The 23,441-nt window shown below is 39.0% G+C and carries 16 protein-coding genes and 1 pseudogene; 6 read left to right on the top strand and 11 right to left on the bottom strand.

Annotated elements, in window-relative coordinates; translation table 11 throughout:
• Positions 1 to 6 precede the first annotated feature (6 nt).
• Genes BLR60_RS02405 through BLR60_RS02415 form a run of 3 tightly spaced genes read right to left on the bottom strand, consistent with a single transcriptional unit; the run spans position 7 to position 3,428 of the window.
• Positions 7 to 417, bottom strand: coding sequence for a hypothetical protein (locus tag BLR60_RS02405; RefSeq protein WP_090496449.1), 411 nt, complete (start codon positions 415 to 417; stop codon positions 7 to 9).
• Positions 389 to 1,972 carry a hypothetical protein gene (locus BLR60_RS02410; RefSeq protein ID WP_090496450.1) on the bottom strand — a complete coding sequence of 528 codons (1,584 nt, stop codon included), beginning with the start codon at positions 1,970 to 1,972 and terminating at the stop codon, positions 389 to 391. Before BLR60_RS02410 ends, BLR60_RS02405 begins: the two co-directional genes overlap by 29 nt.
• A complete protein-coding gene (locus BLR60_RS02415) occupies positions 1,959 to 3,428 on the bottom strand; it encodes a hypothetical protein (protein ID WP_090496451.1) in 1,470 nt (489 codons plus the stop codon). The genes BLR60_RS02410 and BLR60_RS02415 overlap by 14 nt, the downstream gene beginning before the upstream one ends.
• A 1,015-nt stretch (positions 3,429 to 4,443) precedes the next feature.
• On the opposite strand from BLR60_RS02415, the gene BLR60_RS02425 reads away from it, so the two are divergent.
• The 5 genes and pseudogenes from BLR60_RS02425 (at position 4,444) to BLR60_RS02440 (ending at position 9,291) form a co-directional block, all read left to right on the top strand.
• Positions 4,444 to 5,298, top strand: coding sequence for a hypothetical protein (locus tag BLR60_RS02425; RefSeq protein WP_143009008.1), 855 nt, complete (start codon positions 4,444 to 4,446; stop codon positions 5,296 to 5,298).
• A gap of 546 nt (positions 5,299 to 5,844) precedes the next feature.
• Positions 5,845 to 6,006, top strand: a pseudogene (locus BLR60_RS25170) (gfo/Idh/MocA family oxidoreductase); the annotation flags it as partial.
• Complete coding sequence (locus tag BLR60_RS02430) at positions 5,972 to 6,439, top strand: hypothetical protein (RefSeq protein ID WP_208600552.1); 468 nt, start codon at positions 5,972 to 5,974, stop codon at positions 6,437 to 6,439. The pseudogene BLR60_RS25170 and the gene BLR60_RS02430, both read left to right, overlap by 35 nt.
• A 588-nt stretch (positions 6,440 to 7,027) precedes the next feature.
• Positions 7,028 to 7,831, top strand: coding sequence for a porin family protein (locus tag BLR60_RS02435; RefSeq protein ID WP_090496454.1), 804 nt, complete (start codon positions 7,028 to 7,030; stop codon positions 7,829 to 7,831).
• Positions 7,832 to 7,860: 29 nt separating this feature from the next.
• Positions 7,861 to 9,291: a hypothetical protein gene (locus BLR60_RS02440; protein WP_090496455.1), complete on the top strand. Its 1,431-nt coding sequence runs from the start codon at positions 7,861 to 7,863 to the stop codon at positions 9,289 to 9,291.
• A gap of 303 nt (positions 9,292 to 9,594) precedes the next feature.
• Here BLR60_RS02440 and BLR60_RS02445 read toward each other — a convergent pair whose 3' ends face one another.
• The 5 genes from BLR60_RS02445 to BLR60_RS02465 form a co-directional block, all read right to left on the bottom strand.
• Positions 9,595 to 10,572, bottom strand: a complete 978-nt coding sequence (locus BLR60_RS02445; RefSeq protein ID WP_090496456.1) for a PorP/SprF family type IX secretion system membrane protein — start codon at positions 10,570 to 10,572, stop codon at positions 9,595 to 9,597.
• A 1-nt stretch (position 10,573) separates the two neighbouring features.
• Positions 10,574 to 11,500 carry a T9SS type B sorting domain-containing protein gene (locus tag BLR60_RS02450; protein WP_090496457.1) on the bottom strand — a complete coding sequence of 309 codons (927 nt, stop codon included), beginning with the start codon at positions 11,498 to 11,500 and terminating at the stop codon, positions 10,574 to 10,576.
• Positions 11,501 to 11,524: 24 nt separating this feature from the next.
• On the bottom strand, positions 11,525 to 12,271 hold the full coding sequence (locus BLR60_RS02455; RefSeq protein ID WP_090496458.1) for a hypothetical protein: 747 nt from the start codon (positions 12,269 to 12,271) through the stop codon (positions 11,525 to 11,527).
• Positions 12,272 to 12,288: 17 nt separating this feature from the next.
• On the bottom strand, positions 12,289 to 14,868 hold the full coding sequence (locus BLR60_RS02460; RefSeq protein ID WP_143009009.1) for a DUF11 domain-containing protein: 2,580 nt from the start codon (positions 14,866 to 14,868) through the stop codon (positions 12,289 to 12,291).
• A 658-nt stretch (positions 14,869 to 15,526) separates the two neighbouring features.
• The gene (locus BLR60_RS02465) at positions 15,527 to 17,674 is read right to left on the bottom strand and encodes a GH92 family glycosyl hydrolase (RefSeq protein ID WP_090496460.1); all 2,148 of its coding nucleotides are present in this window, start codon (positions 17,672 to 17,674) and stop codon (positions 15,527 to 15,529) included.
• A 220-nt stretch (positions 17,675 to 17,894) separates the two neighbouring features.
• Here BLR60_RS02465 and BLR60_RS02470 point away from each other — a divergent pair, with 220 nt between their 5' ends.
• Positions 17,895 to 20,183, top strand: a complete 2,289-nt coding sequence (locus tag BLR60_RS02470) for a glycoside hydrolase family 95 protein (protein ID WP_167354666.1) — start codon at positions 17,895 to 17,897, stop codon at positions 20,181 to 20,183.
• Between the two features lie 30 nt (positions 20,184 to 20,213).
• Here the strand turns inward: BLR60_RS02470 and BLR60_RS02475 are convergent, their stop codons facing one another.
• The 3 genes from BLR60_RS02475 to BLR60_RS02485 all read right to left on the bottom strand — a co-directional run bounded on the left by BLR60_RS02475 (position 20,214) and on the right by BLR60_RS02485 (position 23,233).
• Positions 20,214 to 20,405 carry a hypothetical protein gene (locus tag BLR60_RS02475; RefSeq protein WP_090496462.1) on the bottom strand — a complete coding sequence of 64 codons (192 nt, stop codon included), beginning with the start codon at positions 20,403 to 20,405 and terminating at the stop codon, positions 20,214 to 20,216.
• Complete coding sequence (locus BLR60_RS02480) at positions 20,389 to 21,588, bottom strand: GAF domain-containing sensor histidine kinase (RefSeq protein ID WP_244155568.1); 1,200 nt, start codon at positions 21,586 to 21,588, stop codon at positions 20,389 to 20,391. The genes BLR60_RS02475 and BLR60_RS02480 overlap by 17 nt, the downstream gene beginning before the upstream one ends.
• Before the next feature lie 220 nt (positions 21,589 to 21,808).
• Positions 21,809 to 23,233, bottom strand: coding sequence for a glycoside hydrolase family 125 protein (locus BLR60_RS02485; protein ID WP_090496464.1), 1,425 nt, complete (start codon positions 23,231 to 23,233; stop codon positions 21,809 to 21,811).
• Between the last annotated feature and the right edge of the window lie 208 nt (positions 23,234 to 23,441).

Genomic DNA, 23,441 nt, shown 5'->3' on the forward strand with positions numbered 1-23,441 from the left:
GAGCGTTTAAGGATTAGTACCAAAAGAATAAACATCAGAATAAGCTTCCCTGGAAGTATTTGCATCTTTTACTAAAATCTGATAAAAATAAGTTTTGTTGGGAGTCAAATTATTAATGAAAACTCCATATCGATTTAAACTCATTTGATAAGCATTTGTCTGAATCGTTTGAGCATTTTGAATAATCATAGCCTTGCTTTCTGCAACTTTTACAATAACTTCGGTGTAAGGGAATTCTTGTAAAGTAAACTGAATATTATAGGCACCATTGGTATAGGTTACCACTGGATTTACCTGTGCAAAAGCATCAATAGTAACCTCAACAGGCTGTTTTTTGCAGGATCCTAAAACCAGTAGAAAAAAGAGGACGTATATGGCCCGACCGTTTCTAACGGCCTTTGTTAATGGAGATTTCATAAACCTTTTGATCTGCGAAAATATGATGCTTGTTGTTATAGTTGAACAGCCCACTGATGGATATACTGGAAAAGCTGTTTTTAACGTACACTTGATAAAGTTTTTTCTCTGTGAGATCGAATATCTTATAATCGTCTGCCGCCACTGCGAGTAAAATCTTTTGATTGTAGTCGCACACGTATCTCACATTAAAACGCTCTGGAGAAACATCCGTTCCTGCTTGGTAAAATGGCTCTAGCGTAAACTGATCTGTTATTTTGAAAATAGCAAACGTAGCGCTCAGCTTGTAACCCTGGTCATACACTGGTTTAAGCCCCAATAAATACAGCTGATTATTGATTGATATGAAATGATAGTTTAGTATCGGTGTACCTAGTCCAGGCAATTTATCGAAACGCTCAGTAGTTTTATTGTAATGATAAAGATAATCGTCTATTTTACTTGGTGAACCTGGCGATACGATGCCATTGTTCATAATACTGAAGGTTAGATAAAGCTCACCTTTATGGGTAAAGTATTCGCTGTTCAGGATAGTTCGGCTGGTATTGGGATAATGGTACTCCTTAAAAGCAAATATAGCCCACTTACTCGTCGCAGGTTCATAAGCACAGCCTTGGGGATAGTTGTAATAGTCTGATATATTCGCAGGATTGGGTGCGTATCCTCTGGCTATTGGAGGAAAAAAAAGCTTTCCATTAAACTCAAAGGCGGTAGGCAGCGCAAGATAAGGATCGATGTTGCCAGGAGGAATAGGTTCTATAACCGACATCCGCTGCTCTGGATCATTCCATTTTACAACCTGCTCGCCATAAAAGTAATAAAGTTCATTTTGAAACACCGAAGGTGGATATCCCCGCAAACTCGTCAGCTGAAGATTCATCCAATAACGGTCGCCATTATAAACAAAGGGAACTGATTGCCAAAACACCTCTTTTCCTTGATAAGTAGCCTGTACAGGATAGTTCACATTTTCTACTGAAAACGTACCTTGAATAACGATCCTATAGCGCGTACCCGATATATGTACAGGATATTGTAGCTGAGTTTTATTGAGCATCACCGTAAATTCCAATTGAGAAAGATTAATATTCTGCAGGTTTTCTCCCTCAATTTCTAGGTTAAAGTTACCTTGATCATCATAACTTATACTTGGACTGGAAATGTGGAATGCAAATCTGGCAGCTTCTTCTGATAGTGTTTTGATATTATACTCTTTACTGTCAGGTATTTCGGTACCATTAACTTTAAAATAAACCTTAATCGCATACTCTGTATTGGCCGACAAATCTTGAAGTGATAATTTTAATCCCTCCTTAGTACGGACGGCCGGCACCCGCTGTGTGCTACTTGGATTGCCTTTTTTATAATAAATAACGCCAGTTGCTTCATACCCAAAACTCGATAGGTTATAGCTAATGTCGATCTGGTTGTTGGTAATAGATGCTACAAAAACATGCTCTACCGAAATTCCTTCGCTAGCTGGTTTTGCATCTTTCTTACACGACCAGCATGCAAATAGCAATGCTAATATCAAAAATGACCTATATTTTCCCATTGAGACCGGTTTTAATAAAAATGAAATTTTTGTTTGTGTACGTATAAGTAGTAAAGTAGTTTAAGAAGATGTTGTAAGTTCCATCGCTATTGTCCGTAATGCCGCTCACTGCATGATAGGGAAGATCAGTGTAATTCACTTTAGACTTGATGTTCATAGAGCTGTCTAAAATATATATGGCCGAATAAGAAACGAATCCAGAGCCTGTGCGCTGACCTAATATTACCACCTCACCACTCGCGTTTAAAAAAACCTTTTTAGCTAAAAGCCCGTCTGATGTTTGATTCTTCTTGATCACATTTCCTTCGCTGTCGAACTTAAAAAACCTCAGAAAAGCATAATCATTATTGTGCCCAACCAGGTATAAATTGTCTTCCTTATCTATTGCCAAAGAAGTCATGTTAAAGCCCCAGTTAGATTCGCCCGGAAGGGTACCATCAAACAAAAAGCTTTTGACAAACAAACCCTGAAGATCACATTTATGAATACGTATATTGGGATACCTGTCGCTGCGGTCAACAAAAATATAGTAGATGTTTTTCTTGGAATCTACCTTAATGTCAATTATACTTCCTATTTTATCGGTATTCTCTCTGATCCAGCTTAATGCTAACGTATTAGGGTTTATGCACAAGAGTGTTCCTTGTTGTGTGCCAATAAGTAGTTCTTGGCTTGAGTTATAATAAATACACTGGAAAATCAGTTTGTTGAGGGTAGTACCATATGATTTTCGCTCAATAATTTCGCCATTGGTGGTAGAAAACTTGATTAGAAAATCCCCTAGCGCTAAAATCGCTTCTTGTTCCTCATGGTGTAGTATCAGTTGCCAGGCGGCATATATAGAGGGGGTGTTGTAGTTCTTGGGTGAAAGTAGTTTATACCAAAGCATGTTGCCCTGCGCATCAGTTCTGAAGATGAGGATCTTATTGGACTCATCGTCGAAATAAGTGTCGTGACTGAGATTTTTAACCAACAGGTGACCACCATCTGAAAACCTTTGAACTGCGGTTGCACCGCCTATCGACGAAAAACTATGCAAATTGTATTCTCGGTAAGTGCTTAATTGATCGGTGCTACGACTCAATGTGCTAGTAGTTATAACCTGAGATACTTCCTGACCATCAGCAGTTGATGCTACAACTTTAAGAGTGTACTTTTGACCACTCAGCAAATTGATCGCGCTGTATTTTGTTGTGCTGATCCCCTCCATCACTTTCTTGTCATCTACATAAATAGCATAACTAACAGGCTTGTAGTATGAGTTTTTTACCGGTTTCCATTGCAGCTCTATAAACTGGTAACCTGCGCCAGAAACTTCAATATTTAAGGCAGAAAAGTCTTCAGTATGCTGAACAAAAACATCTTCTTGCACAAGTGCAGTGTCCTTCTTACAGCCTAATTGTATAACTACTGCGAATACGAGCAGAATGAGAAAGATTCGCGAAGGAGTGATCATATAGAGCGTTAACTTTGGTTTGGTTATTTCAACAAAAATAGAAAATTATTTGATTTTTTTCAGGGAGGAATTTGAATGGAAGCGACTAAGTTGATTGGGTATTTCGGCAAGTGACGGATCAAGCGGAAAAGTTGGGGGATTATAAAAAGAATCTGTTTTGTCTTCTGCCCCTGAACAACTGCTGCAACTCTTATTACCTGAAGTTTTACTTGATTATTTCAATCTTAAAGAGGTCGGTTCAGATGGTGGGATGCTGTGCATCTTCGTGGAAGAAAAGAAATATCATTCCCGAAGAATACCTCAAAGAAAACCTTTACGCTAAAGGCAACAGGATGCGTTTTCTCTATCTGCTATCCCAGCAAGGAATATGCATAGTCGCTAGTTTCCAATTTTGACATAGTTATAATACAATGTCTTTTTTGAGCGATATGTTGATGAAGTTGGATACCTGTACAGCGGGTATTGCTCATGCTGGAATTGACAGAACGATGAATGATCCGGCGCTATCTTACCTTGTTATCAGGAAGAAGTGAGAAAGATTTTTAAGCTTAGGTATCATCAATGCTTAATAATGGGAAAGACAAAGTTTTCACACACTAATTATGAAAGAGCTTTGATCAAATCTGCAACTGCACTCACTTGATGGAGTAACTTAGCATTAGGGTAAAAAGACGGGATAAATATGGGAGAAACACCCTAACTATTGCTATAACCCTTCTTTAACTTCACATTATCCATTTAACAAATCTCAAAAATATGACTGAAACCCAGATTACCAGAATTGTCATTGAAGAAATTGACATTCTCAGCAACTTCACTGAACTTGACATCAAAGCGTTGTATAGTCCTCCGGAAACGGACCCTAAACTATCCAAATTTTTCTCCGCTTCATTGAAGTCAATCTTAGCTCCAAATCTTAAGCGACGTATGCGTTTTATTAAGAGCACCGAACTCACAAACGATCTATTTGTATCGATAAAAACGATTAACCAGTTAGTAAAAGCAATAAAAAACTATGACACATCTAACATTTAGAAATAAGCGGAATTTGCTTTTTGCAATAGCGTTACTATTCTCGTTACCAAGCATGTCGCAGGATAGAATATTTTCTATAGGCTATACGAAAAATTTCATTAGTAGCGATTCTTCCAATGTATCTTTCACAATTGATCTAAATAGGATTCCGGGAAAATCAGAAGGTCCCGGCACCTTCTACCTAATTAACATCCCGGCATTAGAAAAACTAAACTTTTTTGTAAAACCGACGGCGGATGTTAATCTTGGCAGCTATACTACCTTGACGGCAAATAATGTTTCAATAGGTCTCCCTCTTGGTTTTTCAAGAAAGCTTAATAAAGATACTCCTAACACAACATGGGGTACACTATGGGGTAGCTTTGAAATTGGTCCGGATTTTATAGCCGACAAAACTTTTAACAATTATCTGTACTATCTTTCTCCGGGATTCGCACTTAATTACAGTTATACAAGTACAAACGAGACAGTTGTTGACTTTGGTGTTGGTTTCAAGTATGGATTTGGTAAACGACTTCAAAGTGTAGAAACAAAAGCAACTAACTCTTATGGAAAATATGTCATTCCAATTGGGTTAGCACTTAATGCTTTTAAAGCAAAAGACGATTCTTATCATCATTTAAAACTATCAGGAATTTACAAGTACAACCACATTTTGAAAGATGAACTAAGTATTGGCACAGGCAAAGACAAAAATTATTTACAGTTTAAACTAGATTACTATTTCATGAGTCAGCTAGGAATTAATGTTACCTACACATCCGGTTATGAGGAACCTTTGTTTAAGAAGGTCAATTCTTTAGCTTTTGGTATAACGTTCGCTCGAAAAGGGTAAATGTATTTTGTGATTGGTTATCAAAATGACTATAGGTAATTATACCTTCTCTAACAGCCACTATGTAAATCGAGTGGCTGCTTTTTTTTAAACGATTTCGGTTTCATGGAAAATTTCCTCCAAAGTCTTGCTGGCACTATTACAGACTTTAGAGGTAACACGGCGCAGTACAGTGTACATCAATTAACGTCAAGGTTTTTATAATCTCCATACTTACAGCCTGAAAACAACATATTTATCCATTTCTTTACTTGTCGTTTCAGTGATAATATTTTTGATAACCCACTATCAAATCGTAGGGTAATATCCCCTGTTGAATGTCAACCTTACTCTTTTGCATTTAATATAGTGCAGTAGCCTAGAATCACTTAGCATTTTTGGCCGAGTTCGGGGTTTTGCGGGGACTGAGCCAATCCCAGTGGAATCACACAAATTTTCGTTAGTTCTTAGGCTCCTGCCGGCGTCGATTTATGCCATGTGGCTTGGGCCTGCAAATAAAGAGCATTCAATGCCAGCAGATATCACTTCAATTTTCGATGGTTTTGGGATTATGTCGGTGGGTTAATGACCGACTGGGGTGTGCATTTATTGGATTATGGCTTGCTGGGTATGAATTCACCTGTACCAAAAACCATATCTGCACTAAGTGGCCGCTTTGCCTATAATGATCTGTATGAAGAAACTCCTGATACGCTCTACCTTATATGAGTATGACAAGTTCAACATGGTATGGGATTCTGCCATGTGCATCGATAACGGCTCTTATAATCGCAACCATTGGATTGCATATATCGGTAACAACGATGCGCTGATTCTCAATAGGCAAGCCTGGGAGGTTATTGAAGAAAAGGTAAGCTGCAATAAAGTGAGCAAGCCTTTTGTTAAATCCTCAGATAATGGACTGGACAATCATATGGTTAATTTCTTTAGTGTGGTCAGGTCCAGGAAAAAAGAAGAACTGAACTGCTCTGTACGGGATGCTGCACATGTAGCTACCGTTGCCCATATGGAAAATATTGCCTTCAGAAGCGGACAAAAATTATCATGGAACAATGTCAAACACCAGTTTACAGACCAGCAGATCGACGATAAATACCTGCTGGCAAATGATCACAACGGTTACAGCTTACCCAAAGTTTAGCGTTACAATTTAAACAGGATTTATACTTCATTTGATGATACCGCAGACCAATAGACCCGATTCAAATTCAGGCTACACACAAGCAGCGGTTTTTCAAGTATCATCAGCCGTTTTTCCTGACTTAAATGGTGGAAACAGCTCCTTTCCAACATCTATAAATGATTAAAAGTGCGAGAACATATCTAATAATTATGTTGAACACCTTACATGCTCACTACTGACAATTAATAAAAAGGCTGCTTTGAATAAGTAGTCCTTAATGGGATCGACATACGGAACCGCAAAAAACTCCGGTTTTCTGGTATGATGAATATGTGTTCTAAAAATGCACTAAAATGCAACCATCATGCACTAGGGCTCCTATAGAACACGAATAAGGATCGGAGGAAGTTGGGATTTCTTCGCGCTTAAAGAATACGCGGGATAGAAACAACCAGGCATTGAGACACATCTGCTACCTCGATACGCTGCAATTAATACAACACTATTTTAAAAAATCAGCAAGTAAAAAAATAGAAATCTTAAAAATAAAGCATCAACTATATTATTTAGAAATTTTTTCTAACTTCGCCGACCAAACAAAACTTAATGCGCCCTCTAATTCCAAAGTTGCAATTTTTTGCAATTTGTAAGCTTTATTCCGCTTCTATACTAGGCTTCGTCTCCGTTTTTTCATTTCTTAATACCGCTAATGCTCAAAGCAAGGCTGATACGACTATTGTTGAATCTACCCTTTCTAAATTCGAGATTGGTATTGCCGGAGGACTCACGGTAAACAAATTTAGCAACGGTCAGCCACAAACCGGCATTAATACCGGATATGTTGCCGGAGTGCTGGTTACCTACAATATTTATAAACAATTCAGCCTTCAGTTGGAAGCCAATTTTATTCAACAGGGCGGCCAATTATTAACTTTTAAGGACGACACACGATTTGGGTTGCCGGAAGATTTCACGACAAAAAATGTGAAAAACAGTTCCGTGCACTTAAATAGCCTGAATATACCATTGCTTCTCAGATATAGCATTCCGTTAAAGAAGGATTGGAAACCTGCCGTATACATTGGTGGCAGCTATGCCTATAATTTTAATGCAACAGCGCGCTATCAGAAAACCGGAGATTTATTGCCTGGTGAAGACATTATTTCCACTGTATCAGACTCAGAAAATGTAACCAGCAGGTATAATAGAGATAGAATTAACTTACTGATTGGGGCAGATTTGCGTTTGCCATTATTTAGCAAGGTGAAATTACTATTAGAATTCAGGTACCTCGCTGGCGCAACTCCGGCAAGAGAAAGTTATTCTTATATGGAGAAGGTTGGTTTCGGAAGCGATATCAGATCCAACTCTTTTGTATCCAAACTTGGCCTCCTCATTCCGGTACAGTAACCGAAAAATCTTAATCCAGAACTATTTATATGAAATTAAAATTTACCAGACTATTTTTAGTCGTCCTGGCACTCTATGCCACAGGTTGTTCAAAGGACGAATTTTCAGAAGCAGATGCAATTGCTGCTCAAAAGGAATTACTTTCGCTAAAATACCAGCATGAACTGGATTTAGAGACTTTAAAACAGAAAGGTGCGAACGCACTTCAGCAGTTGATTAACACCGCTGCGCTTCAGCAATTAAAATTGAATGATAGCCTTGCCCGTACAAATGCTATTGCTGCTGCTAAACAAGATTATAGTGTTGCGGTTACTGATGTAGTGACCAATGCTCCGGTTGCTGACGCGGATGTAATTGTTTCATCAGAAGGAAAGCTTTTCTCAACCAAAACAAGTGCACAGGGTATAGCTACTTTTACTTCTTTATACTTGTTCCCCACCAGTACATTCCTAATCACCAAAACGGGCTATGCAGCCACGCAGATTATGCGTAAGGACATCACTTTAGGAACGGCCAAATTGTGGAATACAGCTGAATTATTAAATGAAATTTCCGGAACGTTATACATTGATACTGACTTAACGAATACTACACCAGAAAAAGTTGGTGCAAATGTATTGGTTACTGCATCTACATCTGTGCCTAATGGATTCAATGGTAACTATAGTGTACAATTTCCAACGTATACTACGGCAACGGGTACTTACTCGCTAAAGTTACCTGCCGCTCCGGGGGGATATTCGCTTAGTTTTGCACAAGTAGAAGCCGACCAGAAATTGTATGTGTATGGTACAGAAGATAATGATATCAATGCTACGCCTTTTCAATTGCCTTATGCAGCTTCCATTAAAACCTATTTTAACGTTAATTCTTATGGTGCAAATGTTCCAAGCATTGTTAGTCCGCTCTACCTGAAGTTTCCGAAAGACAAATTGGGCAGGGAACTTTACATCCAGATAAATGGGAACTACAACAATACTGCTTACTTAAGCGCTGTTACCGACGGCTACCAGTTAGAGCGCCTTAACATCTCCAATTATAATTATTATAATGGCATTTCATATGATTTGAACCAAAGCACGTTTGACGCAAATACAAAATTAGATGTTTCTGTTGTTGACATTACAGGTAGTCTTGTTAAAAGCCAACCACTTCTAGGTGCTACAACTAACATTGCTGGAAAACTGGTGCTGACCAGTTCTCCAGAAGGTGGATATGGATACGTTCATTTGAGAAGAGATGCAGCTGGCCAGATCGTAGCGAACGCTAAAGGCTTATTTTCAAGAGCTACTCTTTATGATACTTATCAAAATTTATATGTTTTGACTTTTAATTCTGGTTTGAACTTCACAACAAATTCAGGCACCAGTTTAAACTACCTCCTACCTAATAAAGGAGATAAGAAAATAGTCAACTTCTACTATGGCTCAGGCGAAAGCAGAGTTAAGAGGGTATATTAATCTATTATTGTTTTGAAAATTTCAACCCCTGTAAGTACCCACTCGCAGGGGTTTTTATTTACTAAAAAGTTTTTCGATAGTGAGCTGGGGTAAGTGATACGTCCAATATCCAGTCGCCCGTATCAAGATATTTTTTTTTGGTTAAATCCGCAATTAATTGGTTCGGGTTTTGTAACAACAGGTTCACACGATAACCTTCTTCAACTTATGGAGAAGGTTTTTGTTTTAAGATGCTTATTAATCGTTGATAGCAGAAACAACTCATGATACCGTCTGTTGTTTCAATGTATTCACTCCATAGTTTTAAAAATAGCAGAAATTCAACTGTCTCTCTTTTAAAGTAAAAAAATTATAACTGATAGAAATTTCATGCGTAGAACCTGCATAACCAGCCAAATTGCTCATGCTATGATCGTAAGAATAGCCTAACCTTAAACGTTGGCTGATAAATATTTCTGTCATCCCGATAAGCGCATTATTGTTGCGGAGATCACCTTGCAATGCTGGCTTGTTATAAAGTTTAATCCCGGTTCTATACCCTGCGCCAAGCCAAACCATTTGCTTAAACAAGAAAAAAGCATTTATATCCAGTACAGTTGGCCCTTTAATATCATCCTTAATTAAAAAGAAAGGTTTAAAGTCTATCAAATATTTCTCTATCGGAATTAAGGTCCCTCCGGTTAAATAATAATGTGGTTTAGGTGTTGGAAAGTTATAGTCTAGAGATTTTTTATCTAAGATATATTTACCTATTAAATTGTTGACTGATGCGCCTATATACATTTTAGGTGTAGAGAAAAACACCCCTGCATGCATGTCTGGAAGTATTTGTTTAACCGTACCGGTTGGAATATAATTATCAAACAGATCCCTGGGATTTAACCTATCTCCATTTAAGCCAGATTGCATAACGCCAATACCCAATCCGAAAGCAAGTTTTGAAGTTTGCTCTTCATTAATAGGTATCCGATAGGCATAACTGGCAAATGCAGATATGGTTTTCTGCGCACCCAACTGTTCTGCACTCATTATTAAAGATAACCCCACTCGCTCATTTGGCATTAAGGCATCTGCAGCAAATGAAAAACTTTCGGGTGCACCCTCGATGCCAGTCCATTGGTTTCTGTGAGTGGCATTTATATTTACCCGTTCCCGATAGCCAGCGTAGGCCGGATTGATATAAATGCCATTGAAAATATATTGGCTATACTGTGCATCTTGTTGGGCAAAGCATTGAGCTGACACACACAACAATAAAATAAACTTTGCTAATTTCCACATATCAATCTTTTATCAATGTTATCCAACCTGTAGTACTTCTTTCGCTTCCATCTTTTGCTTTGATCTTTAATAAGTAGTAATAAGTACCCTCATTTAAACCATTTCCATTCCAGTCATTTTTATAAGCGCCTTTACTATTATAGACCTCATTGCCCCACCTATTAAAAATAAATAAGGTATGATTTGGATATAGCTCCAGCCCATCGATAATAAAAACATCATTTTTGCCATCACCATTTGGCGTAATTACATTGGGTACCACCACTTCCTCAATAATCTCTTTCACATCTGTAGATACATTGTTTGCCAAATTTGGATCCGGCTCCACAGCAGTTACATTTGCTGTATTTATTACCTTTCCTGCTTTAATTGCCGCAGTTTTTAGCGACAAAACTAATTTTTGATTATTTGCCAAAGCAGGAATTTTCCAGGAGATCAACTGATCAACTACTGTAACTTCTCCAGTCGGCTCTCCTGTAAAACCTAAGTATTTCAAGTTTCCAGGTAATCTATCTATCACTTCTATTCCTGTAGCAGTAGTATTTCCATTGTTCTGTACTGAAATTTGATATTCAAAGCCTTCACCCGGCCCGACATATCGCGTTTCAGAAATTTTGCGGACTTCTAAATCTGCATATTCAATTATTAACAAAAAGCCATCCGACAAGTCAGATCTACATCCCTCAGTACTTATAGAAACCACCTGGTATAAACCCGACACACTTGCGGTGTAAGTTGCCCCTGTAGCATTGGCAATAGGCCTCCCATCTCGATACCATTGGAACGAGTAAAGTCCAGCTTGATTTCCTACTGCAAAATTGATTGATGAACCCAAACGGATTCGAACAACATTAGGATTTGTTTGTGCAAATGCCCAGTTTGTTAGGAGTAGGAAGAATGCCAGTAATATGTACCGTTTGATGTTCAAACTAGTGATCTGTAATAGTCAACATTATTGGATAACGATGGTAGGTTTAACAGGTTTTGGCGTTACCGTTACAGTTTGTGGTGCGGTAGCTGTAACCTCACACCCTCTATTATCGCCAGATTTGAGCACACCAGTATTGGCCGTAGTTAATACATATTTTACCGTAGCGTTAAATACATAAGTACCAGCAACAGTAGTATTAAGGGTAAATTTGTTTACATCTGTTTTCGAACCATCATCAGCACCAATTCCAGAAAGCGGATTTACATTAGTTCCGTCCTTAGTAGCCGACCAAACGTAAGCATACTCTATACCCGCAGGCAATGCTTGTCCGGGTGTAGTAGCCGTTGCAGTGATTATAGAGCTTAAACTAGAATTTTCACCACAATAAGAAGTATTGTTTGCAGTAAGAGCCAGCGTTTTGCCTGGCAGTTGATACACTTGAAAAGGAGCAGATACCTCTCCAAAACAACCAGCTGAAGATTCTATCATACTGGTATAATTATGCACACCAGTGGCAAGATTGTTTGGTGTTACATAATTAGTTTCGTTAGCTGTTCCATTAAAGGTTTTAGTAGCTACTTCAGTACCTTCTAAATACCAATGGACTTTGTCGCCAGCTGATAAAGTACTTTCTTCTGGGGTGTGAAGGGTTGCAGTTCCTCCATCACACAAATAAACTGGATAGTAAGTTTGTGCCTCACTCTTTGCATTTACACTCAAAAGGATAATAAATGCAGCAAAAATTGATTTGATAAACGTTGTTTTCATTGTTCGGGTGATTTTTATTAATTGTTTAACTGAATATGTGCTTTGTTAGGTTTAGGTAGAATATTTACGGTTACGGCTAGATTTTTTGCCTGACTACAGTTTGTTGTTAGATCTTTAACCGATAGTAATTGGTAGGTAAATGTGCCGGTACTACTTAAAGGTATGACAACCGTTGCTGTAGCTGAATTTGAAGATGTGGTAATGGTTTGTACAGTACCATTGTTAACCGTGTAGCTAAATTCATAAGCACCCAAAGCGCCGGAACCAATAAAACTGATTGCTGGGTTATCATTCGCATCAACGCAAACGCTCAGAGGACCATTTGCTGTAGCATCCGGCAAGGTATTAGCCCTTATAATTACATTAGTTTGGGTTCTTTTAGTGTTTAATGTTTTGATATAAAATGTTTGTATACCAGCAGAAGATAGGCTACCGCTTATTGTTCGGTTTCCTGAAGCGTCTTGTAAACTCAGTGCCGTTGGTAGCGTTGAGTTTTCAAATTGTGTTCCATCGGCAGATAAAGGATAGCTTACAGGCACAATATTATTTCCCTGGCATACCTCTTGCCCATTAACTGTATTGTATTTGATGTTGTTACATAAGCCAATGCCAGAAGAAGCTCCGTTTAAACATTCTTCATCTGCGTTTACCGGGCCTGAAGCGTTATTGCCTGTAGCATCTGGATCGGTTAAATCGGCAGGCCTTAATATGCTTGCCTTTGTGTTGCTAAATGTTTGATCATAACTTCCTGTAAAAGTAGCTACAACAATAAAATCGATAACAGCCTGGTTAGGCAAGTCAAGCAATGCGGTATAGCCTTGTGCGGTAGTTATACCATTATTTACAGTTACGCCTACACTTGCATTTGCTGTTGTTACCAGGCCAATGGTTAACCCCGCTGGTACTGCAATCGATAAATTTGATCCGTTAGCAGCTGAAGGACCATCATTTTGAACCCTAACCGTATAAGTGATGGTTCGATCCGAAAAATACTTAGCTAAATCTGGATTAACTGACTCTATTTTTAAGTCTGCTTTTAGTATTTCTATATTAACTAACTGCGTTGTTTTTCCACTTTCTATATATGTCCAGGTATCCATTGAACGGCTATCCCCAAATTGATTTGCGGTACTATAAGCACCAAACTTATGCCCATTCGTATTACTACTTACACCAGTTAAATTCGTTACCGGATTAGAACTATTACGGCCGGCTACACCCGCATTAGTGATGTTTACATCATCCCAATAAACAATATCACTGTATTCTGCTGGATTAGTATTGGCAGGATTTACATTATAACTGGTATTGTTCTCTATTAATTCGATAATAATTCCCTGTGGATTGATTTCCATGTCTATGTATGGAAAATGAACCTCAGCCGACCTTAAGAACGTTTGCACCAATGGGGTAATAGGACCTGGTGGTACTAAATTTCCATTACCGTCTTTAACATCCCAAAATATTTCATTATAACCTTGAGCAGCAGAACCATTAATAACACGACTGGCACTATTGGCTATCGGAATGGTAATCTGGTAACTACCTGATGAAGAAGCCGTGAAGGATATTTTCGCTCCTTTATAGCTTATTTTGCTATCGGTTCCTTCAACACCGGTAAATTTTAAATCTGTAATGATTGGTAAAACAGCAATTTTCTTGAGCCATGTAGTTTGGTTTGCCGCAGTAATATAAGCTGCGCCTATTGGCGGTAGATCAGCATTGGGCTGATTATAGAAAATTTTATGTGTTTTATTTAAAGCATCATCAGGAGTTCTGGGATCATGAAGCCCAGCAAGAGCGTCCTGCGTAGATGCATCTAAACTTTTGTAAGTAGCTACCCCATTTACAGCAAAGCCATTGTTATTAGAAAAAAAAGTAAAAGCCCAACCGTTATTACCATTGGTTTTTACGCGATAGGCTCTCCCATCTTCGGTAAGAATATAATTGGTTACATTAAATCCTTTTGCACTACTCGTAAAGTTGTTATTAATACCAAGGTTTAGCACATTGGTATAAACCCGACCTTTAAGCCAGCCCGAATTTTCCGAATTTCTTACCGAAACATCCCAAGCAGCTATATAATTTGCTGTGTTACCCGTTGCCTGGGTCCAATTCGCATTTGCTGAAATATCGGGCGCGGTGATATCGCTACTATTACCATTTCCTACCGGCGCTACAAATTCTACTTTCCAAACCCCTTCATTTGCTGCAGTAACTACAACCGTAATTGGTGTATAGCCACCAGCACCTAATGGTCCTGCTAACTCTGCTGTTCTACTGGAAATACGACCCACGCCACCCGTTGCGACATTATAAGTAACGATAGTTCCATTTGGCGAAGTGACGATTATTTGTCCATTGTTTATTCCCAGGGCACTTGAGGCTACTGCAATTGTCTCGTTTGCTTTGGCATAAACAAAGTGAGCTCCTTTAGTTTTAAAAGGATACCTGTCTGTGAAATTAACATTGTCGGTGTTTGCATATAAAAATGCCCTATTACCTATTGCTCCAGCTGGGTAAAGATCCTTACTGCCTTCTGCAGCAGATTTTAAAGTACAAAGAGAAAGTAATAAAAAAAGTAAGCCACACAGCAAAAGCCGTGCAGTTAAGGAGGATAGCTTTAATATGTCTAAACGCCTGACACAATACATAATTCAAATGAGTATGCACTACAAGAGCGTGACTGTTGTAAAATAAACATAGAAAAAGGGATGTGGGTAAATCGTTAATATACTACACAAAAAAGTATAAATTTGAATTGGTAAATATATTCTACAATTTGGGGAAATAAAAGTAATTATGTAGAATGTATTACCCAATTATCTGTTATACAATTTCGATAATGAGATAAAAATATACATTATATTACTTATTCTAAGCATATGATGTTATTTATAATTTTTGGCACGATATATATTAACATAAACCAATCATTGGCACTTTCTTAAGTTGCATTGTTTTCAAAAAAAAAGAGGCTGCTCTCGCAACCTCTTTATAGCTTATCTTGCTACACGGTCATTAAATGCTTAGCTTCTATCGCTTCTTTGTAAGGCTTGCCCTTGTCATCCCGTTGAAGAGCTTTTTCTTTCAAATCGTCAACTAGGTTAGCGTATTCTTAAACCGGACAGTCGTTGCCAAAGGACTATAATTTCATCAATCAGATTTAGTAGACCAATATTTCAAATGAATGATAACGAAGAAAATTTCCAATCAATCCTAGCTGATTATAAAAATTCTTTAACAAACATAATTTTACTTAGTACCAATTTCTACCTTCCCACCATATTTAAACAGATCATGAGAGATAAAATATCCATTGCTTACTTTCCCGTTTACTTTAATCTGATTAATCGCCCTGCCCTTGCCCGGTTTGGTAATCGTTAATAATTTCCCGGTACTGGTTTTCCATTTAACTTCATCAAAAAGCGGGGCAGTAACTAAATATTCCGCATCAGTTGCAGAAAAGGGATACAAACCTAAGGAGCTGAATACATACCAGGCAGACATTTCGCCGGCATCATCCATTCCAGAGAGCGCCAAACCATCATCACCGATACCGTATAATTCGTTTAAGATTTTATCAATGATTTTTTGCGATTTTTCTGGCTTTCCAATAAAGGTATAAGCGAAAGGTGCTTCATGATCTGGCTGGTTGCCCTGGCAATATTGTCCAATCATGGTTTCTACATTACGGGCAATATATTTCGGGTTCCACGGTACCGTAAACAGGGAGTCCAGTTTGGATTCGAAGCCTTTTGCACCGCCATAAAGTTCGATTAAACCTTTCATATCATGCGGCGCATAAAATGAAACCTGCCATGCATTGGCTTCTCTGTACATATACTCGTAATAAGGATATTGTGGATTGAAAGGTTTGATCCAATCGCCATTTTCTAATCTGCCCCTCATAAACCGCGTAGCCGGGTCGAACATGTTTTTATAATTCTTAGATCGGGTCATCAGCGTGTGGTAATTACTGCTGTCGCCTAGTTTTTTAGCAATTTGAGCCAGCGAATAATCATCATAAGCGTACTCCAGCGTTTTAGAAACACCTGCTTTGGCTTTGGTTTCTACATGTGGATTTTTAACATCAGGATCCGAAATATATCCTTTTTCTATATATTCTTTCACAAACGGACGGGCTCCACCAGCCACATTGGCATTGCGTAACAAAATCTGGTAGGTGCCTTTGACATCGAAATCATCGATTCCCCTCAAATAAGCGCCTGCAATGGATGATGCACCATGATCTCCATGAAAAAAAGTGGGAATAAAACCCGTTTTATCGCCAACATCTTTCATGGATTTAATTACATCAAGGGTTACTTTAGGCGTAATCAGCCCTAAAAGCACATCTTTATTGCGGTAGGTATCCCAAAGTGATGGTTCTGTATAATAATTGAAATTTCCCTTCACTACGTTGCGTTTTGCATCTCTAAACTCACCGTTAACATCGCTTCGCAAAGCTGGCCATAAAAAAGACCTGTACAGGCAGGAGTACAACATCTGTTTTTGTTTTTCTGTTCCGCCCTTTACCTGGATGTTGGATAAAAGTGCCTCCCATTTTTCAGTCGCCTCCCGGCGGATCTGCATAAAAGTTTTATTACCGATTTCTTTTTCCAGATTTTCTTTAGCATTGGCTATACTTACAAATGATAAGCCGATTTTTAGCTCGACTGGTTTTTTGTCTCCATCGGCGAGGTGCACAATGGCATAACCAGAGCGTTTGCCTTCTTCCGTGATATCAAGTTGATCGATCTTTCCGTTTACCACGGCATAAAAATATACGTTTTCGCCTCCTTGAAAGCCCTGTATGGCCGACGGACCGTCTTGCGCAATATTCCATGTATTAACTCTGCTGTTGGCTTTACCCATACTGAACAGAATTTGCCTGTCGGTATTATCTTTGTAGGTGTATTCATGAAATCCACATCTCAAAGTTGAAGTAAGCCTAACATTTACCTGGTAGTCATCCAGATAAACCTGGTAAAAGCCCGGTGCAGCACTTTCTTTTTGGTGAGAAAATTTTGATCCAAATTTTCCGTTCGGTTTGGATAGCGGTAGAATGGGAATATTACATAGGTTCCAGTGGCCTTTATTGGTATGTGCAAAACCGTAAATGGTATCATCTTCGTATTCGTAGCCGGCACCAGATCCAAATTCCGTAATCGGGCTCAGCTGCACCATCGCATTCGGCAGAGAACTGCCCGGAAAGGTTAAACCCGCCCACGATCGCCAACCTTCAGGCAGCTCATACCCTAAAATGTTAGGATCAGTTAAAGGTGCCGTGCCAATGAAAGTATTTACGTATGGCGTTAATTTAGTTTGTGCCTGAGCTCGGCTCAAATTCACAACACTCAGTATTAAAAGGATGGTTAAGGATTTGGTTAGCAATTTCATTTCACATAAAACGTTTTAGTTTTCTATCAAATATATAAAATCTCTTAAAGTCCTCTATAAAATATCAGAATAGTTACTCATAAATTTAACGGATTCTCCATGCTGGGTGCTTAAATAGTTGAATAATTTGCCAAATATCGGGATGCTTTATTGCCTGGCTTTCCCTGCCTCCACTTCTATTTTATATATCTTTGATTTACACACTAATCAAATAACCAACATGCTTTTAAACTACAGGCAAAACATAGTTTGCACCCTATTATCCTGCTTACTGCTCTGCTGCTTTATCAACCAGCTTCAGGCTCAAAACAAAGAAGATGCAGCTTTTACAATGTGGGATAATCAACCTGCAAAGCAATGGATGACTGAGGCCTATCCTATTGGCAATGGCCGCATAGGCGGGATGATTTTTGGTGGTGTAAATCAGGAACACATCCAATTTAATGATAATACGTTGTGGACAGGCGATGAAAATGACCGTGGCACTTATCAGGCTTTTGGTGACCTCTTTATTGATTTTGATAACAAAGACCAGCAATTTACCAACTACAGTCGCAAACTCGATATGACTAGGGCTGTACATACCATTAATTATACCCAAAATGGCATCCAGTTTAAACGCGAGTATTTTTGTAGTTTTCCGGATAAAGTGATGGTGCTGCGCTTTACGGCAAACCAGAAAAACGCTTACTCGGCAGTTATTGACTTAAAAGATGCGCATGACGGCAAAATAACGGCCAGCGGAAATATCATTCAGATCACTGGTAAATTGCCAAATGGCATGACTTACCAAGCTACTGCTATAGTTAAAGTAGAAAATGGAAAGCTTGAGTCGGTAAAAGATGGTAATAATGAGCAGTTAAAAATAACAAATGCTGATTCGGTTACAATAATTCTTACTGCCGCTACCAATTATAACAACAAACGCGAGCAAAACTGGAAAGGTGAAGAGCCAGCGCCTAAAATTGCGCGTATCTTAAACGCGGTTAAAGCCAGGCGTTACGATAAACTTTTAAAAACGCATATTCAGGATTACAGCAATTTATATAACCGACTTGCGATAAACCTTGGAATGAGTGATGCAGATACCCAAAAGCTACCTACATACCAAAGGTTGATCAACTATAAAAAAGTTGCCGACCCGGCCCTCGAAGCTTTAATTTTCCAATATGGACGATATCTATTGATTAGTTCGTCAAGGCCAGGTGGTTTGCCTGCCAATTTGCAAGGCCTTTGGAACGAAAGCAACAACCCGCCATGGGGCAGCGATTACCACTCCAACATCAATATACAGATGAATTATTGGCTGGCTGAGCCGACCAATCTTGCTGAGTGTATGATCCCATACCTGGATTACATTAATAGCATGAGAGCAGTGAGTGCCATTGCCACCCGCAGGCAATATCCCAATACCAGGGGATGGACCGTAAAAACCGAAAACAATATTTTTGGCGGCATGAGTTTTCTGTGGAATACACCAGGAAGTGCCTGGTATGCACAGGCGCTTTGGGAACATTATGCTTTTACAAACGATAAAAATTACTTAAAAAATTTCGCCTACCCGATTATAAAAGAAATCGCTGAATTTTGGGATGATCATTTGAAACGAAGACCGGACGGTACGTTGGTATCGCCAATGGGCTGGTCGCCGGAGCATGGACCAACTGAAGATGGGGTAACGCATGATCAGCAAATCGTGTTTGATCTGTTTACCAACTATATTGAAGCCGCTGATGTTTTAGGCATTGATGCCGAATACAGTAAACATATTGCAGACCTTAAAGCGCACTTACTGAAACCCAAAATCGGGAAATGGGGCCAGCTACAGGAATGGGAAACTGATCGCGATGATCCTACTGATCAACACAGGCACGTTTCACAGCTCTTTGGTTTACATCCCGGAAGAGAGATCAGTACCATTAAAACACCAGAACTCGCAAAAGCAGCCAGGGTAACTTTAACTGCCCGTGGCGATGAATCAACGGGTTGGTCGATGGCCTGGAAAATGAATTTCTGGGCACGTTTACAGGATGGAAGCCATGCTTATAAGATCTTACAAAATTTTATCACGCCAGTTGGTGGCTCGGGTACCGATTATAACAACGGTGGTGGTATTTATGCCAATCTATTCTGTGCGCATCCACCCTTTCAAATTGATGGGAACTTTGGTTACATAGCCGGTATTTCAGAAATGTTGTTGCAAAGCCAGGCAGGCGAATTGCAACTCCTGCCTGCGCTACCCGATCGATGGGCTAAAGGAAGTATTAGAGGTTTAAGGGCCCGTGGAAACTTCGAAATTACCGATCTGCAATGGAGGGATAACAAAGTGGTGGCTGTAGCCATCAGATCTTTATCAGGCGAGAACTGTGTGATCAGGAGCCCAAATCAGTTAAAAGGAAATGTAAGAGGCATAAATGAGCAAAAATCAGGCAAAGATTTTAGGTATAGCTTTAAAACGCAGGCTGGAAAAACCTACTACTTTAACTCATTATCGGAGTTTGGTCAATAATCAGTTCTAATGGCTGATTAGAATACGGAGTTAACAAACCTGTTTAAGTTTTCTTACTTCGATTTCGCCATGAGCCAATACAAAACGGAACATTAAAAACTCGTCTGTTTCGCTGATTTCCACATTTTGAATGATGCCAGATTGCTTTTCATTGGTAATTGCATCGCCAGCTTTCAGTTCCAATAGTGTAGAAGTAGGCAAACTATCACTTAAAATTGTCATGTGTAAAAGGTATATTTAAAGTGAAACAAGTTTGTTCAGGCGTAGAAGATACATCCAGGGTACCATCGTGTGCGTTGGCAATTTCTGAGGCAATATAGAGACCTAAACCTAAGCCTTTTTGACTGGGTTCTACTTCTCCCCTCGAAAATGGCTGAAAAAGGCGCTCCATTGCAGCATCCGGAATTTGTTTCCCTTGATTGGTTACACAAAGATTAAACTCCTTTTCGCTGCTAAAAGCAGTAATTAAAACTGTAGAATCTGATGGAGAATAATTTAAAGCATTAGCCAATAAATTAGAAAAAAGCTGTGCCACACGTTTTCCGTCTGCATGAACAGGATGATCAAAACTAAAATTCACCTTAATATCCCTTAATGGCCAAATGGCCTGCAATTCTTCTATCACCTGGAACAATAGCCTCTCCAAATCTTCATCTGCTGTTCTACTGAGTGTAATTCCCCCACCTAAACGCCCGCTGGCAAAGTCGAGCATATTTTCAATCAGACCATTCATTCTAAATGATGAATCTCTGATAATTTTAATAATACGACCGGTACGTTCATCTAAATTCGACCGCGATAAAAGCTGTGTACTATTCGATATCGCATTTAGTGGATTTCGTAAATCGTGACCCAAAATAGCAATAAACTGATCTCTTAAAACAGCTATTTCTTGTTCTTTTTTTAATTCTCTTTCTGTTTTAGCCAGTTCTTCCAGTGCATCTAAATGAAAGGCAATCAGGTCAGCAAACATGGTAAACATACCAGTTATTGTTGGATTTTTCAGTTTAGCCGGTTTGGGGTCAATGGCACAAAGTGTACCGAAAAACGTGCCGTTTTTTAGTATGATCGGCACGGAGATATAGCTTTGAAAACCGTACATTGATGGTGTATGGTGATGTGCAAAATCGGGGTCTTCAGCCACATGATCAATGATAACGGCCTGTTTATGTTGTCTGATCTCATTACAGATTGTCGTCTCCAGTTTAAGCTCACCCCCTACAGCTATTCCAAAATTTATTTCATCGCGAACCGCGCAAACTGTCCAGGTATCAGACGTTACTCTGGCCACTGCCGAAAAGCCCATTCCGGTAGTTCTGCAAACAATTTCTAAAATATGTGCGACTGCGGGAATTTTATTTATGGCTTCTATGTTGGTAAGGATGATTTGATCGGAATGTAGCAAGACTCGATGATTTTTGAGCAAATTACAAATATTTTGACTGATAAAAAACTCAGGCCTCCTGTTCTGACATGTGTTTTACATAAATCGGCTTAATTAAGGGTAAATTGGATATTAATACAGGTATAGCGTCAGTTAATGCTATAAAATAAGAATCCATATTGATCAGTTAAGGAATAGAATAAAATCCCTTATAAATACTGATCAATATGGCTGTTAATGGTTATGCTTTTAACAAAGCTGGTTTTTCATGATAGGTTCTCCAAAGCAACTCACCAAATAAGGTGTTAGACCAGGCAAACCAAGCCCTGGTAAAGTTGGCAGGATTATCTTTATTGAAAGATTCGTGCATAAAACCTTTACCTGCATGCGTTTTACGCAAAGTATCTATACAATATTTAATCTCTGCATCATCTTTAGAAGTTAATGCACGCATGGTGATGCTCATCGGCCAGATCATGTCCTGACCCGCATGCGGACCGCCAATGCCTTCTGCCGCAGTACCTTTAAAGAAATAAGGATTATCTTTAGAAAGCGCAAATTTCCTGGTGTTCTGATAAATCGGATCTTCAACTTTCATGGCACCCAGATAAGGCAAGCCTAATAAACTCGGCACATTCGAATCATCCATTAAATACGAACTGCCAAAACCATCCACCTCGAAAGCGTAAATTTTGCCATATTTTGGATGGTTTACAACAGCATGTTTCTGAAGTGCAGCATTTACCTCATCAGCAAGATTTAACAAGTTACTTTCTAAAGCCTTGTCGCTGTTTAGGGCTTTAATCATTTCTGCTGCCTGTTTTAAGCTAGATACGGCAAAGAAGTTAGATGGAACAAGGAAAGGAAAAATAGTAGCATCATCACTCGGACGAAATGCAGAACAAATTAAACCAACCGGGTTTACCGGAAAACCATATCCCGCCATGGGTAATGAATCAGTAGGTTGTGTGGTTTCCCGCTGGAAATGGTATGGTCCTTTATCTGTTTTGCGTTGTTGCTCTTTAAAAGTTTTTAAAGTAGCTTCAATTCCTTTTTTCCAATTGGCATCGAATGGTGTTTTATCGCCTGTTTTTTTCCAATAGTGATAAGCCAGGCGGATTGGGTAACACAGGGAATCGATTTCCCACTTGCGCTCATGCACACCTGGCTGCATATCGGTTTTATCGGTTTTCCACTCGCCTACTTTATTGGCATCGCCATAAAAAGCATTGGCATACGGATCTTTTAAAATGCATTTGGTCTGATGGATGATTACCCCGGCAATTAGTTTTTTTAGTGGCTCATCTTCATTTACAAATTGCAGGTAAGGCCAAACCTGGGCTGAACTATCGCGTAACCACATGGCATCAATATCGCCAGTAATTACGTAAGTATCAGGTCTGCCGTCTTTCTCACCATGATAAACCGTGGTATCTAAAGTATTTGGGAAACAGTTTTCAAACAGCCAGGCCAATTCAGGATTTTTAACATTTGCCTGGAAAGTTTTAATGGCAGCGTCTACCGCCTTACTTTGAAAATGTCTTTTCGCAGCAGCTACACGTACCACAGGAAATTCTGGTGCCAGATTAGCTGCGAAAGAAAATTTTGATGCAACCACTCCTGCCCCTAACAAGCCTGTGTTTTGTATAAATGTTCTTCTTTTCATTATGATTATGATGATATTTTGGTTTAATTTTTATTGAAGACCCCCGATACAGTATGGATTCACATCACTTGCAGCGCTGGCATATTATTCGGTTAGTCCTTAACAAATATTAGGATTATTTTTCGAACATCAAAATCATGATGGTCAATTTAACTATTCCTAAATCGATTTTCTTATGCAATATTTAGAATAAATTCAGCTTGTGTTC

Origin of the sequence: Pedobacter terrae, assembly GCF_900100705.1 — a bacterium.
In the GTDB taxonomy this organism is placed as follows: Bacteria; Bacteroidota; Bacteroidia; order Sphingobacteriales; family Sphingobacteriaceae; genus Pedobacter; species Pedobacter terrae.

Excerpts from the sequence above, each read along its gene's own strand:
- BLR60_RS02475 (WP_090496462.1), bottom strand. The coding sequence starts at position 20,405 with ATGACAATTTTAAGTGATAGTTTGCCTACTTCTACACTATTGGAACTG.
- BLR60_RS02440 (WP_090496455.1), top strand. The coding sequence starts at position 7,861 with ATGAAATTAAAATTTACCAGACTATTTTTAGTCGTCCTGGCACTCTAT.
- BLR60_RS02430 (WP_208600552.1), top strand. The coding sequence starts at position 5,972 with ATGAAGAAACTCCTGATACGCTCTACCTTATATGAGTATGACAAGTTC.
- BLR60_RS02405 (WP_090496449.1), bottom strand. The coding sequence starts at position 417 with ATGAAATCTCCATTAACAAAGGCCGTTAGAAACGGTCGGGCCATATAC.
- BLR60_RS02445 (WP_090496456.1), bottom strand. The coding sequence starts at position 10,572 with ATGTGGAAATTAGCAAAGTTTATTTTATTGTTGTGTGTGTCAGCTCAA.
- BLR60_RS02485 (WP_090496464.1), bottom strand. The coding sequence starts at position 23,233 with ATGAAAAGAAGAACATTTATACAAAACACAGGCTTGTTAGGGGCAGGA.
- BLR60_RS02415 (WP_090496451.1), bottom strand. The coding sequence starts at position 3,428 with ATGATCACTCCTTCGCGAATCTTTCTCATTCTGCTCGTATTCGCAGTA.
- BLR60_RS02435 (WP_090496454.1), top strand. The coding sequence starts at position 7,028 with ATGCGCCCTCTAATTCCAAAGTTGCAATTTTTTGCAATTTGTAAGCTT.
- BLR60_RS02410 (WP_090496450.1), bottom strand. The coding sequence starts at position 1,972 with ATGGGAAAATATAGGTCATTTTTGATATTAGCATTGCTATTTGCATGC.
- BLR60_RS02455 (WP_090496458.1), bottom strand. The coding sequence starts at position 12,271 with ATGAAAACAACGTTTATCAAATCAATTTTTGCTGCATTTATTATCCTT.
- BLR60_RS02425 (WP_143009008.1), top strand. The coding sequence starts at position 4,444 with ATGACACATCTAACATTTAGAAATAAGCGGAATTTGCTTTTTGCAATA.
- BLR60_RS02470 (WP_167354666.1), top strand. The coding sequence starts at position 17,895 with ATGCTTTTAAACTACAGGCAAAACATAGTTTGCACCCTATTATCCTGC.
- BLR60_RS02465 (WP_090496460.1), bottom strand. The coding sequence starts at position 17,674 with ATGAAATTGCTAACCAAATCCTTAACCATCCTTTTAATACTGAGTGTT.